15 protein-coding genes are annotated in these 12,672 nt (G+C 54.5%); 2 read left to right on the plus strand and 13 right to left on the minus strand.

The annotated features are described in order from the left end of the window. Positions 1 to 2 precede the first annotated feature (2 nt). The 3 genes from RJT48_RS15795 to RJT48_RS15805 form a co-directional block, all read right to left on the minus strand. The gene (locus RJT48_RS15795; protein WP_311173304.1) at positions 3 to 515 is read right to left on the minus strand and encodes a hypothetical protein; all 513 of its coding nucleotides are present in this window, start codon (positions 513 to 515) and stop codon (positions 3 to 5) included. Positions 516 to 602: 87 nt separating this feature from the next. After that, complete coding sequence (locus RJT48_RS15800) at positions 603 to 1,367, minus strand: CPBP family intramembrane glutamic endopeptidase (RefSeq protein WP_311173305.1); 765 nt, start codon at positions 1,365 to 1,367, stop codon at positions 603 to 605. A gap of 56 nt (positions 1,368 to 1,423) precedes the next feature. Beyond that, a complete protein-coding gene (locus tag RJT48_RS15805; RefSeq protein ID WP_311173306.1) occupies positions 1,424 to 2,506 on the minus strand; it encodes a hypothetical protein in 1,083 nt (360 codons plus the stop codon). A 299-nt stretch (positions 2,507 to 2,805) separates the two neighbouring features. Here RJT48_RS15805 and RJT48_RS15810 point away from each other — a divergent pair, with 299 nt between their 5' ends. Both RJT48_RS15810 and RJT48_RS15815 read left to right on the plus strand, forming a co-directional pair. Further along, the gene (locus RJT48_RS15810) at positions 2,806 to 5,628 is read left to right on the plus strand and encodes a hypothetical protein (RefSeq protein WP_311173307.1); all 2,823 of its coding nucleotides are present in this window, start codon (positions 2,806 to 2,808) and stop codon (positions 5,626 to 5,628) included. Further along, positions 5,625 to 7,220: an AAA domain-containing protein gene (locus tag RJT48_RS15815; RefSeq protein WP_311173308.1), complete on the plus strand. Its 1,596-nt coding sequence runs from the start codon at positions 5,625 to 5,627 to the stop codon at positions 7,218 to 7,220. The genes RJT48_RS15810 and RJT48_RS15815 overlap by 4 nt, the downstream gene beginning before the upstream one ends. Positions 7,221 to 7,227: 7 nt before the next feature. Here the strand turns inward: RJT48_RS15815 and RJT48_RS15820 are convergent, their stop codons facing one another. The 10 genes from RJT48_RS15820 to RJT48_RS15865 all read right to left on the minus strand — a co-directional run bounded on the left by RJT48_RS15820 (position 7,228) and on the right by RJT48_RS15865 (position 12,502). Next, positions 7,228 to 7,968, minus strand: coding sequence for a DNA methyltransferase (locus tag RJT48_RS15820; protein ID WP_311173309.1), 741 nt, complete (start codon positions 7,966 to 7,968; stop codon positions 7,228 to 7,230). A gap of 482 nt (positions 7,969 to 8,450) precedes the next feature. Then, a complete protein-coding gene (locus RJT48_RS15825) occupies positions 8,451 to 8,873 on the minus strand; it encodes a GNAT family N-acetyltransferase (protein ID WP_311173310.1) in 423 nt (140 codons plus the stop codon). Positions 8,874 to 8,876: 3 nt separating this feature from the next. Then, a complete protein-coding gene (locus RJT48_RS15830; protein ID WP_311173311.1) occupies positions 8,877 to 9,275 on the minus strand; it encodes a hypothetical protein in 399 nt (132 codons plus the stop codon). Positions 9,276 to 9,345: 70 nt separating this feature from the next. After that, positions 9,346 to 9,732, minus strand: coding sequence for a hypothetical protein (locus RJT48_RS15835; RefSeq protein WP_123622915.1), 387 nt, complete (start codon positions 9,730 to 9,732; stop codon positions 9,346 to 9,348). A gap of 12 nt (positions 9,733 to 9,744) precedes the next feature. Then, positions 9,745 to 10,230 carry a hypothetical protein gene (locus RJT48_RS15840; protein ID WP_123622913.1) on the minus strand — a complete coding sequence of 162 codons (486 nt, stop codon included), beginning with the start codon at positions 10,228 to 10,230 and terminating at the stop codon, positions 9,745 to 9,747. A gap of 48 nt (positions 10,231 to 10,278) precedes the next feature. Next, positions 10,279 to 10,821 carry a hypothetical protein gene (locus RJT48_RS15845; RefSeq protein WP_311173312.1) on the minus strand — a complete coding sequence of 181 codons (543 nt, stop codon included), beginning with the start codon at positions 10,819 to 10,821 and terminating at the stop codon, positions 10,279 to 10,281. A 79-nt stretch (positions 10,822 to 10,900) separates the two neighbouring features. Beyond that, positions 10,901 to 11,170: a hypothetical protein gene (locus tag RJT48_RS15850; protein WP_311173313.1), complete on the minus strand. Its 270-nt coding sequence runs from the start codon at positions 11,168 to 11,170 to the stop codon at positions 10,901 to 10,903. Next, a complete protein-coding gene (locus RJT48_RS15855) occupies positions 11,167 to 11,631 on the minus strand; it encodes a hypothetical protein (RefSeq protein ID WP_123622907.1) in 465 nt (154 codons plus the stop codon). Before RJT48_RS15855 ends, RJT48_RS15850 begins: the two co-directional genes overlap by 4 nt. A gap of 60 nt (positions 11,632 to 11,691) precedes the next feature. Next, positions 11,692 to 11,943, minus strand: coding sequence for a hypothetical protein (locus RJT48_RS15860; RefSeq protein WP_311173314.1), 252 nt, complete (start codon positions 11,941 to 11,943; stop codon positions 11,692 to 11,694). Positions 11,944 to 11,965: 22 nt separating this feature from the next. Beyond that, positions 11,966 to 12,502, minus strand: coding sequence for an SWIM zinc finger family protein (locus RJT48_RS15865; RefSeq protein ID WP_311173315.1), 537 nt, complete (start codon positions 12,500 to 12,502; stop codon positions 11,966 to 11,968). Positions 12,503 to 12,672 lie beyond the last annotated feature (170 nt).

A 12,672-nucleotide genomic window follows, 5' to 3' on the forward strand; every position in this document is an offset into this window, starting at 1 on the left:
GGTTAGATGACGGTGACGTTTCCGAAGACACCATCGAACTCTTTGCGACCGAGGGTCGGCGATCCGCGGAGCCAAGTGTGGTGGGCGCCGCGCTGGACTTTGAGATAGGGGTGGCCGCCGTCGTTTCGGAGCATTTTGAGCTGCTTACACCATTTTCCCTTTTCGTTTGTACCGATCTCCGCGAGAAGTCCTTCTCCACCCTCCTGGTCGTCAGCCCAGTCGACGAGAACATCGAAGTTCGCGGGTGAGAATGGATCAATAGGGAGCGTATTCCGGACTTCCGTAATGATGTCGCGGAGTTCGTTGGGGTAGAAGATGACGGGAGTCGGATCGGGGTGGTCGTTGACGGTTGGATCGTATGTGGAGTCGAATTCGTAGCCGATTTCAGCGGTTTGATAGCCCGTTGCGGCCCGGCCGTACTCCGAGGGCCGATCGAGGCCTGTTGGCGTGACGATTGCGAGCGACGTGGTGCCGTCGTCGTCTCCCCAGTTCGCTTCTGCTAATGCGAAACGCATAGCCCACTCGTCGCATATCCGATATTAAAAAATACCGGTAGAATAGGTGTGAACAGCGGGATGGCTTGGGTGAGATCGGGACGGCCGTTAGTAGAGGCTAGTGAGACCGAGACTGGCGAAGAGGATAGCGTTATAGCTACCGTGAATGAGGATCGGGACGAAGAGTGAGTCGGTACGCTCGTAGGCGAAGCCCAGGATGAGTGATAGCGCAAAGAGTGAGAGGAGGACGTTTCGGATGCCGCTCAAAGAACCCTGCAGGGCGAAGAGATGTACACTCGCAAAAAAGAGGCTGGCGAGAAGTATTGCTCCGATGGCAGAGAAGTACCTGCGGAGATACCCTTGAATGAGGCCGCGAAACAGGATTTCTTCGCAGGGTCCAGTGATGAGAAGGGATACGACGATGAGCCCGCCGAACATCGAAAGGGAGGCGTGTTTGGTGGCCTCGATCACAGTCGCGTTCTGTGCGGTTGGAGCGTTGAAAAACGTGAAGAGGGATGTGAGTACGTATTCTGTGACAATCATCACGAGAATGCTGCCGAGTATCCAGCGGGCGTCGCGGCGGGTCGGACGACGGAAGCGGAGGCCCGCGGGGAGGAGGTCCGTTTTCCAGTAGAGGAGACCACCGACAAAGATCGCGTATCCGAGTTCACTAAACGCGGCGGAAGCGAGGAAGCGTGCCGTCTCTGACTGCTGGGCAACTGGGTAGGCCTGATCGAGAACGACGATGCCCACATAGCCGACGATGAGACTGGTAATGATCGCGCCGAAGATGAAGACAAGTACGAGGACGACAGAGCGGAGCGTTCGCCAGAGGTAGATGACGTCCTCCTCGAATGTACTATCTGTGGCCATCGCTGTTCGCGTCGTGTGTATCGGTTGCAGGCTCGCTGGTATTAACGGTCGGTGATTCAGGCAGTTGTGTGATCGTTGGGTGCGCTCTGTTGAGAGGAAATGTCAGGATACGTGTCGGTATAGGTTGGGCCAGTCTGATCGACAATTGCGGTGAATGCGTCTCGGTTGAGGTTCCAGTCGAGAGCGCGGTCGTAGTCCGGCGTGGGCGAGCTCGTTCCGCCGACGAGCTCCTGAAACTCGACGGTCATCTTCGCTTGACTTCCTGGTGCGTCGCGCCATCGAATGACTGTTCCCCCAGTGCGGTCGTTGGTGTCGACGGTGACGGTACCGAAGCGGTCGTCGGGATCGTCGTGATCGAGCTTTGGGTTGCAGAACGCGGCGACTTCAGAGGCTGAGTAAAAGCCGTCGTCGCGACCACGGTTCGTCTCGACGGGAAACTTGAAATCGTCCTGCTCGGTACAGCGGAAGACTCCTGAGAGTTCATACTCGTCGACGGTTTCACTCGTCGTGTATCCCGATCCGAGCACGGGAGAGTCCACTGTGCCCGTCGAAATGAGGAGGGCTGCGGTATCCGGTTCCGGGAAGGGTCGAACGTACCGATAGATGTGTTGGCAGTCGGTGTTCGTACACTGTCGGAGTTCGACAGTCTTGCCGGCCTGCTGTTCGATACGTATCGGTTCGCCACTGCGTTCTTCACACGCTGGACAGACGCGATGGTCGCTATCGGGCGTCCAGGCGTGGAGACAGTCGAGGCGGTCTTCCTCGAGGCGGTAGACCCGGTCGAACCGCGCAAGCAAGTCACTCGGCTGCGGGGCGCACTCGTCGTCTCCGGGGAGGTCGTGTATCCATGCGATGCCGGCTATCGACGACTGCTGGTTGATGGTGCCTCCGATGAGCCGCCCTTGTGTGCCGTCTTCGGCGACGACTGAGAGCGGTCTGTGGAAGATCCCGAAGTTTCGCTTGACAACCGCGTATTCGGTGCCATCGATCCAGAGAAGGTCGCCTTCGTCTGTCGCGTAGAGGTCTTCGGCTGTCTCTACGGAAGCCGTTACTCGTTCCGTATGAGGTTGTTCGAGGACGTGTCCCTTGTAGTCGAGCTCGGTGAGCTGCGCTTGAGGAGTTCTGGTCGAGTCGGTCATAAGAGGCGCTCGCTGTCTATCGGCGACGAAGAAATCTACTTCTGGTGGTGCGACACACTTCCGCGTATATGCCTTGAGCTACTTTTTGTCCAAGCTGAGGCGTGATCTCTTTGGTTGACGTGGGGCATTTCATAGGATTTCTATTCCGTAATTGGACAGACGAAAACTGGGAGTTCTGAGCTTTTAGAGCGAGAACATCTCTATGACTAGTCCATTGGCTTGCCAAGAGAGATGGAATTGGTGAATATGATAGACAGGGGTAATATTATCATACCGGGTATGCTACCAATCGACTATTGATGTCTGGATCTTCACGTCCTGTTCTCAGTCCGGGGGATATTGGCCTCTTTATTGGGTTTGAACAGTGCCCTCGCTACCTCCAACAAAGTCTCGGCAAAATCACCGGGAATGAGGACGAATTGGGCGTGTTCCTTAGTGAAATTGGCAACCGGTTCGAGGATGATATTACCGAAAATATCAAACAAGACTCAGTCGGCCTTTACGATGGTTCTGACTGGGACGTAAGCGATAAACCAGACATAGGAAAACAGGAAGTACGTACAGAATTAGACAGTCTTGTTGACAAGGCGACTGTCCAGAACCCTGTTGTTATTGAGCAACCACCTGCCCGCGGTTACATCGACGTATGGGGAATCAAGGGACGCGGGGATATGCTGGCTCTCTGGGAATCGCCCGATAGCGGTATAATCGCGCATATCTTCGAAATCAAGGCTTCTAGTGATGTACAGCCATATCACCAGATTCAGGCGGGTATCTACGCACTAATTTTTGAAGACATCCTACAGCCGCTCGTAGAGGAGTTAGAGGTTCGAATCAGCATAGTCCATCGGGAAAGCGATTCATTAGACTTCACTGACCCAGAATCAATTCAAACTATTGCCGAACCCGAAGTCGTCAGAGAAGACGTGCGAAGGCTTCTGCGTGAGGATGGCACGATAGACTCTGTTTACAAACAGGCCGAAGTTAACTTCTCTCTGACTGGTAAGTGCAACACCTGTCTGTATAATGAGGATTGTTTCAAATATGCGCTGGACAATCTGGACTTGGCGCTACTCGGTCTCACGGAGGGTGAACAGCGAATCCTCAACAAACATGATATCGAGGATATTGAGGACCTCGCGGGTCTGAAAGAGAAAATTGAAGACCCGAAACCCTACGTCTACGACGAACTTCCTTCACGCGACGAGAATACCGTCAAGCAGCTTTTGAGTGAACCTACAATTGGCGGGAAAGTCGACCGGATGGTTCAGAGGGCACAGGTTATGTTGGGTGGGATACAAACCAGACAAGCAGCACAGAACGACTCTCAGGCACGAACTGGGCCGTTATACGCCACGCCGATTCAGGGGTCAGGTGACAGTACCCTTCCATCAACCAGCGCGTCACCAAATGCCCGAGAGAAGATGGACTACGATCCCGACGAACTCATCAGAGTGTATCTCTATGTACGGGAGGACTTCATGCGCGACTCCTTGGCTATGCTTGCTGGGCGAGTTGTCAGAAACAATTCAGCCATTGGAGCACTTTCATTTAGTTCCGTAGTAGACCGATTACCAGATAACGACCAGCGAGAAGAGGTTCTAGAGGTTGAAGGCGACTTGCTCGAGGACTTCTTCTCCAAACTATTCCCGGCCATAGAACACGTGGCTGAAGGAGATACACGGTCAGCGTTGCATGTATATTTCTTCAGCCGGATGGAGCGGGATGCTCTGGTAGATGGCATTCTCCGTCAGATGCCTCGATATGACAAGGACTCGTTCGATGCGGTTCGGGACCTCCTAGGGTATCGAAAGGCGATCGACCAACCGATGGTCAGTATAGTACAGGACGAACTTCAGGATCGATTCGCTCTCCGGTATCCCGGAAGTGGTATTCTACCGATTCTTGACCAAGCGACTTCGCAGTATTGTGACTGCGGCTGTGACGGTCTATTCAAGAAGTCAAACTGGGAGGTGACACGGTCCGGTGGGGGATTGACCTTCAACTGCTATGATGCATTCAAGTACAACCTGTTCAATTTCAAACTGCCAGTAGAAGCCGACAGCAATGGTAGACTACACAGTAAATCGGATATCCAGAATCCAGACGATTTCTACCCGCTCAAAGCACGTTTCGACAATCAAATCCCTCTGGAGTATATCTGGGCCGCAAAAGGGAAGCTAAACCTAGACTGGGCAGATTCAGGGCGTGATAGGTGGGAAATTCAGAAGTACAGATACCACGATGCTGACAAGCAAGACGAGAGAATCACACCGGAAGATGTGGGTCTCTTGGGAGAAAAAATGTCCCACGCACTTCACCATCTGGAGTCGTGTACTGCGTCCCATCAGAATCCCTTCCTCGGCAAAGAACAAATCGACCTCCCAGAACTTCCTGAGTTTAATTTGGGAGACATCGACTTGGCTCGGTCTCTCAACGACTATCTCGACCTAGAGCACTACGCTGACCGTCAAGAAAAGTATCGAGAATACGCAAAAGCACCACGTGAGCGTGTACAGAAGGGCCATGCGGCAATCGTGGAAGTGGAAGAGACTGAAATAGATGGCGACGACCTTGTTGTAACAGGACGACTTGTGTACGAACCTGATGAATTCAGTGACCCCTCAAAAGTTGCGTATACTTGCCGTTTGAAGGGGGCTGAAAACGAATCTTCGGGGTCTCATCGTGTTGCAAATCCTGTCACGTGGGACGTCTCTCAACAAGTCCATAAGGATGATAAGAAGAAGCCAGCGGATATCGAGTCGGGGCTCCCCGTTGAAGTCCAGAGCGTGAATACGGGTGACCGCAGCATCACACTCCGCTGTAGTGAATTCAACACAGATGGCAATTTCATACCAAACACGAATCCAGACACGTTTGAGTACGTTCACAGGCACGACGTGTGGGTACAAAACGAAGCAGATGCGGGCTATAGCTATGGCGTCCGCTGTGTTCACCTCAAACCCGGAGATAGGTACATTTTGGATAGACAGACCGACGACTGGACCTCAACACACGCCCACGACGTGCTAGAAGAACTGCAATCAAATCGCCCCAGTCAAAATCCGAGATACCATTATTATCACCTCTTGGACGGCCTCATTCGGGGTGATGATGTATGAGCAATGACGGAGAGCCAAACCGTGGATACCTCGACTTTGTCGAGAGTAGTTCTTCACTTGATTATCCAAACGACCGCCAAGAAAGATTCATCACTCGCCAAGAGGATGACTTTGCTATCCTTCAGGGTCCCCCGGGAACAGGAAAATCCTTGGCGCTTGCCCATGGGCTCCTGCGTGCCTCATATGACCAGATGAACGATGGAGGAAGCATTCGCGCGTTAGTTGTAGCCCCCTCACATCGAGCAGTTAACGCGATATTGAAGAAGGTTGATGATTTCAAGTATACGCTTATGGCTGAAGAGGGGTGTGACGAGCTAGACTCGCTCCGCCTGATTCGCGCTTTATCGCGTGACCGTGGCTACTCTGTCCCCACTAAAACTGATGTTGAACGGGTCAACTACAATACGGAGAAGTCGAAGGTTGAGGACCTGAAAAGGGACTTAGAGGGGCAACAACAACTGAGCAACTGGGGGGCAGGGTCAGACAGCTTCGTCATTTTTGGAACTCCGAGCGGTGGAAATCGAATAATCAAGAAAGCATTTGACGAGACGATACGACCCACCTTCGACCTATTTGCGGTTGATGAAGCCAGTATGATGACCGTCACTGACTTCTTGATGTCAGGGTCATCTACCAAAGACGGAGCAAGGACTCTAGTCGTAGGCGATCACAGACAACTATCGCCCATCCAGAAGCACGATTGGGAACGAGAAGACCGCCGAACCATTCGAGAGTTGGTTCCGTATCTTTCGGTAATGGACCTATTTCGGCTGCTGAGTGGGGAGAACCAGTTTGGCGATGATGAGCAGTTCGACGAGGTTGAGGTGCCGACTTCGGTAGAGTATCCGATAGATCGGCTGGAGATCACCTACCGATGTGATGAGGAAGTAGCTCGCATTTTGCGAAAGCTGGTGTACGAACGTGATGAGGTGAGATATCGTTCCTTCACCGAGGATGATCCTCATCTTCGAGCCCACCGGGACCCTCTTGCGGTCAACAAGACGGGAAATGAGGCGATCGACACAGTACTCAATCCAGATTGTCCAATTTCGATTGTCGTCCATCAAGACAGCGAGAGTCAGCAATCTAACGCACTTGAGGCGGGTATTGTAAATAGCCTAATCACCCCGATTGACCGTTCAAAGGAAAATATCGGGATAATCACTCCTCACAACGCCCAACGGGGTCGTCTGATTGACTCGTTGGGAAGCAAAGTTAGCGAAGGTGTGGTTGATACAGTCGATAGATTTCAGGGGAGTGAACGCGACGTGATCATCTTATCGAGTACAGTAAGCGACCCTGACTACATCCGAAGAGAAGCGGAGTTCATTCTCAGTCCGAACCGACTCAATGTCGCGTTGAGCCGAATGAAAAAGAAGCTCATCGTTATCGTGAGCGAACGACTGATTGAGTTTATCCCATCGCACTCTGACGACTACGACAATGCGCGTCTTTGGAAGATGTTGTTCTCTGAAGTGAGTAATTCCAGCGACGGGGAAGCAACACTACGAGGGGACGTGACCGACTTACTCCAGATCCCGGTAAGCCCGATGCCCCTCGATACCGGGATGGAGATCTTCACGGTCCGCTGAACTGTCTTCAACTTGTTTCGAGGATATTCTGTGGCTCTCCATCCATTTTATAGACCATAAAGAAAGAGTGGTTCTTGCGTGCGTGAACTTGATTGTGCATTCCGGAAACAGAGGGTTTGTTGTGACGTTCTACGACGAACAAATCCTTCGTGTAGAACCTCAGCTCTCTCTCGTAAAAGTTTGTTATCTGGATGTGTGTCAAGTATTGAGTGTTTGAGCTCACCTCATCTCCAACTTTCACCACAAAAACACCGTCATCATTAAGTACTCGTTTGGCTTCCTTCCCCGCTTCAAAGTAGAGGTCTAAGACTGCTTGGTGATACTTCGACCCCCCGGTATGCACATCACCTGTAGAGTAATTCGATCGGAAATTGGAATGTGAGCCATTCCCTGCAAGGTGGTCTTTATTTCGCCGGAAGAATCCTTCTGCATAGGGAGGGTCTAGCACTACACAGTCGATTTCACCATCTTCGTAGGGGAGGTCACGGCAATCGACTCCCTCTTCACTATCTGGTGATTTTTCAGGGTCGATATCTGTCTTGTATACTTTGTACTTCTCGTCCGGCACGTCGGTCCAGAAGTTCCCGCGTCCATAAGTCACGTCAGCAATAGTTGCCCCGTCCTCAACGTGGAGGTCAACTATTTTTGGAAAGACCTTCCGATTATACGCAACATACGAGGAGAGTACGATATCCTCTGAGTCTGCGGATGACTCTTCCGCTGACTCATTTTCAAGATTGTTCGGCATTTACTTGTCGAAACATCGCGACGAGTTATAGTCGTTGGTGGTCTCCTTCGTTGGTCCCAGCGCAAACACGGAATCGGGACAGACGTTGGTAACCCCAACTAGGTGATGGTCACCCCCCCCTGGATAAGTGACTGGGACCTCTGTAACGCCTCAGAGTGTACCCTAAACGCGTCTCGAGCGGAAGTGGGGAGTACCAGCCCAACGGGGGTTTCATCGGCATCCGTAACGGTGAGGCACACTTAGCCGTCCGGATGGGGGTGTCGGCTTTCCCTCGTAGTATGTGCGAGCCTCGTCGCGGCCGGCGCAAGCGTCGAACCGCTGTGGAAGGTGGCCGCGGGCCCGTCGCTTGAGGGCGTCTTGATAGCGGCGCTGCTGGGCTGGGTCAAGCAGCGGGAGTACGGCCGTGATGTTCCCACATGGATGGACGAGTTCTGGATTCATACGTCTGCACGGTCCTGGGACGGGAGAAAGCCACCCAGGGGTTACTTGTCGTCGACGTTGTCGAGTTGTGTATCGTACCACCAAAGTTCGCCGTAGCGACCCTTCCGTTTCCGGTGGAATCCGGTGGATTCGACGAGCCTGATGCCAGCTTGATTATCCTTGTGAACGCGGCAGCGGAGGCACCAATACACGTCTTGGAGGCGGTCGAAGATTGCGGTCGCGACGCTCATCCGTCGCGCGTTCGGTGTGATGATGATTCGACTCAGGAACGACGTTCCGACGGTACCGACGACTGCCGTTCCGATGCGGTCGCCGTCGAGAAGGGCCTCCCACGCCTCTCCCTGTTCTTCGGCGGCGGTCAGATTCGGGACATCGTCGATCTCGTCGAAGAAGCACCACACGGCGTTTGGCGAGAGCCGTGAGTATCCGACGGTAATATCGGGATCGGTGTCGATGGATGCCATCGGTCAAGTGGTCAGATTTTGGTATGGGACGTGCGAGAGGTACGTCCGGCACTCGGGGCAGATAACCGAGAGGACGGGACCGTTCGCGTCGCCAGTCTCGACGAACTCGAACTCGCCGTGACTCGAGTTGTAAATGTCTTCGCTGACCGTCATAGCGCTCAGGGCTTCGGTCCCACAGACGGGACAGGGCTCTCCGAATCCCCAGTCCGGTTCATGAATTGATTGCCGGATTTTGAGTGCGTCGGACGGAAGCTGTCGGAGGAGTTTCTGGACGTATTCGGAACCGACAGTATCATCGTCCGGCGATTTGGTGGGGATGAGGAGTGACTCAAGAACGTCTGAGGGAGATTGATCTTCGGAGTCGATTCGCTCTTCTTTGATGTTGATGACGATGACTGTCATGGAAGGCTTGAGAAGGGAGCTGCTGGGTTTGACACCCCGCGGGGCTACTAGCGGATTAGGACGTGGTGGGTTAGTCCACGTCGATAGGCGTGTCGAGACGGGCGGCGGCGACGCGATAAGCGGCGACAATCTCGTCGACGGTGACGTCGTCGTCTGCCTCGCGCTCGATGGTGATCTCGATCTCGCGGCGGACGGTGTCTGCGTCGTGGCTGTATCGCCAGATACCTTGTTCGACACGGGGGTGGGTTAGAATGTTGTTCGGGACTCCGAGGTCGTCGACGGCACGGAGGACTTCGGCCGTTGCGTGAACCCGGTCCCCGTAGCCATCGATCCCTTCTCGGAGCGCCTCGATGGCGTCTTGGAAGGTGAGGTCACTGGCCTCTTCACTAGCGGCGATGTGTGCGGAGACGGCGTCGGACGTTTCGGTGGGAAGCTGGCGCTGGGGTTCTGAGGTCATATTCTCCTTTGGTTAGTGCGAGAGTGGGTTCTTTTGATCGAACGGAATACTCTTGACCTCGACGAGTTCGAGGTGGCTGTCCGCCCGTGCCTGCTTGGCCGCCTTCTCACGGTTCGTTGTGAGTGTCGGGCCGAACTGACCAAGCTTGAGGAGGACGTCTCGTTCCGTGTTGAGCACACCGTATTGCTTGATCTCGCCTCCTGCTGCGGGCTCGTCGGTGCGGTCGACGACGTCGATGTTGAGTGACTGCCACGGCTTCCCGGTGTACTCGACGTGGACGTCCTCGCCGTGTTGGCGGGCGATGTAGTCCCACGCTTGGATGAGTCCCTTCAGGGCATCGTGGCGTTCGCCTTGATCACGACCGAGTATGTCGACCGTGAGGGCTGTCGTCGCAAACGCCATATGGACTCCCTGTCGGTTTTTGAGTTGCTGTTCGACATCGAGCCTCTCGGGGAGATCCGAGAGATCGAATTCTGACGGTGGAAGGAACGATCGCATTTTGTGCACCTCACTTCTGATGGGGGCGAAAAACAACAGGTGGTGCGACTACTCGTGCCAGATTCGAGCATCGAGGAACGGGCCTTCGCGATAGATCTCTGCGTCGTCGAAGACGCGGTCGAGCTGGCGCTTGACCCGGCGGAGGCTCGGTGCGCGCTCCGGGGGACGGAATTGGAACGCGGAGTACCAGGTTGCTTGGTCTTCTTCGATACCTTTCGGGAGGAGGACGGTTGTGAGTGCATCCGACCAGAGATTCCGATCATCAAGGATGGCTTCGAGTGCATTGTGGGAGAGGGATTCACCGGAGGCATCCTCGGCGTAAACGAAGACAGTCTTTGGATATGAGCTACCGACCTTGTAGTCGCGGTTGTACTGATGATTGAGGCCACCGAGAGCGCGATATTCAGCCCCAGTCTCGGGGTCTACCGGACCGAATTCGCCGGGCTTGCCGACAGCCTCGAAGTTGCCCGAGGGCATATAGCGTTCGTGGAGTGGGGCGTGCGTTACGTGGGCGTACGCAAGCCGGCTGAGAGTGGCGAACGGTGCGGCCGAATCGGTGTCGTCGGATGGCGTGGTGGATGCGTTGGACATAGTATCAGATCAGGTTACGACGGAAGTCCGGGGGTGTTGGTGAGTCAGGACTACTCCGGCGACGGGATGAAAGGGATAATCACGCGCTCTCTTGGTTGATGGCGGTCACCTCGTCGTCCGGAACGAGCTCGTCGCGATCGCGGCGCTCATCGCAGTTCGTACAGTAGACGCCCTCATTTTCAACGTCACTTCCGACAACCTCACCGCGCTTCATACCGACCTCTTCGAAAGTACCGTCCTCGTACTTCTGGATGTCGCCGAACTGGACTTCTTCGATGATCCAAGAGAACGACCGGCCGCCGCACTCCGGGCAGGTCATCGGAACCGGCGTGTTCTTTTCAGACGTCATACGTCGACCTCCACGTTCTCTAGGGCCCGTTCGTACAGGGCATCAGTGATCTGCGTCTCGGTTTCAGAGATTGCCGACTCGAGTGAGCGTTCATCTAGATCGTCGATGTCTGGATCTGCGCGCTCGCCGTCGATGAGGTGTTGCGTTGCGACTGCCGTATGGGCTGCGAGAACGGCGATAGCGGCTTCAAAGGCTGGGCCACTGAGGATGCCTGTTTGCATCTCTCGATAGGCCGCGTCGTAGTCTTCGGGCGAGCCGGGAGACGGAACAATATCGTTGAGCGAGCTGGTCTTGGTGAGGTCGTACGCGATGGCGTCTTGGGAGTCGTAGCCATCGCGGAGGGCGATACCAAAGCCGGCACGTTCCAGCGTGTCGAAAAGTTCGATGAGTGCGGCTTGTGAGGTGTCGTCAGGGACGAGGAGTGAGGCAACGGAGTCCTCGTCTCGAGTGCTGTCTGTCATTTGTTATTGAAACCTCTTCGCGCCTGTAACGGAGAAGAAAAATTGGGCTCGAAATAGTAGTTACTTGGGGCGGTAAGCGGGGCCCGATTCGTGCCTCGTGACTTCGGTTACCGTGATGGCGTCGACGTCGACCTCGAGAACACCGGGATGGTCAGGGGTGGCAGAGAGATCGGAAAGTCCCTCATTGAGGCGTTCTTGAAGCCAGTCGGCGTAGATGTCGGCTGGAATTGATTCGTCGAGGTCCTCTGTTGCACCAAGGGGAATCTGTATGTCGATGGTTACTGTTCGATCGTGGTGAGTGGACGAATTCATAGCGTGTGGAGCTGTAAGTTATTTATCGCTGGTCACGAATCGCGTCGAGACTAAAGTCCTCGCCAGGGTTGCGGATGGCATCGAGCGTGTCGGTGACGAATTCGAGTGCCTCAATCTCTGACTGAAGCCGGGCGATTTCTTCCTCGCGGTCTTGGATGGCGTCGATGATAGCGGCTTCTGCCTGCTGATAGTCAGCGTCCTCACGGACGTCGTTGTCGTCGTCCTCTTGGATTGATGTGGTGAGTGCCGATGTCGGGAGTTTCCCGTCGGGGCGGGGGACCGTCTCTTCGTTGACTTCGATAGCGACGCGTCGGACGTGCTTACAGCCGCCCTCTGGATCGCGGTCTTGGTAATCCGGACAAGTACACGTTTCGTCGATGAGGTCGACAGTGTAGGTCTCCCCGGACTCGCCAGTGACTGAGTAGATGCCGCCCTGCTTGAGGAGCGCGACATCCATCGTTTCGTTACGAGCGCGTTCGTCACGTCGGTCAGAACTCTGGGGCAGCGTTGGGAACGAGTCGGATGCGTCTCCGGTCGCTGCGGTGGAGTGTGAACTCACGATCTGATTCCTCCACCCGCTGGCAGGGGAGTGAAAAACGCCCGCGTCACTGATCGCTAATCTATGCTTGTGCTGGCTGACGATGCTCTTGAGGGCGTTCTGTAAGTCGAAATCGCTATTCGGTTGTTTCGGAGCAAAATTCTGCAGACCGAGCTCACTTATGCGGTTAA

It is taken from the genome of Halobellus ordinarius (assembly GCF_031823395.1).
Lineage (GTDB): Archaea > Halobacteriota > Halobacteria > Halobacteriales > Haloferacaceae > Haloquadratum > Haloquadratum ordinarius.